The 664-nt window shown below is 52.4% G+C and carries 1 protein-coding gene; it reads right to left on the minus strand.

Annotated elements, in window-relative coordinates; translation table 11 throughout:
* On the minus strand, positions 1–664 hold a 664-nt coding region (locus ASC50_RS07100), incomplete at both ends, for a hypothetical protein (RefSeq protein WP_193391188.1).

Here is a 664-nt window from a genome sequence, read left to right on the forward strand (position 1 = left end):
GTTTCCACGGTGTCGCCTGAGGCGGTGATGAGGCGTGCCTTATACTCGGCGGTGGCATCCAATATATCTGTGCGCTTGTTGCCTGCTGAATAGGACAATTCGGAGGATAATTTCTCCCATTTGCCATTGCTGTCCGCCTTATACCATTCGCAACCCACTATACCGTAGCCGGTGTTTGCCTTTACGAGCAGCAGATTGTTGTACCGGATGGACACGACATCCTCAAACGCTGCTCGGCTTTCGATGGTCAGACTGTAATTGGCTGTGTCTCTTGCTATTACAATACTGTATTTGACCACATAACGTCCGCCTCTGCTAATATCAACCGTGAAGCGATTCCCTTTTACACCTTCGTGCAATACGGTGGAAGAGGTCTTGGTCGTAACCGTTACAACAGACTCCAAAGCCTCACAATGTGCCAGGTAATAGCCTGTACCGATGCTGTCGGCATTTGACACAGCTATCGCGTGGCCGTTGGTATTGCCACCCGTGTTGCCACCTGCGCCACCTGTGTTGCCGCCTGTGCCGCCTGTGCCACCTGTGTTGCCGCCTGAGCCGCCTGTGTTGCCGCCCGTGTTGGTGGTTATCTCAAATTCCACCGTTCGGGAATCTTTGTAATTGCCTTTGCCGTTTATGGTTACGGTGGCTGTCCCTTCGTTTGTGT

Source organism: Candidatus Symbiothrix dinenymphae (assembly GCF_001431085.1).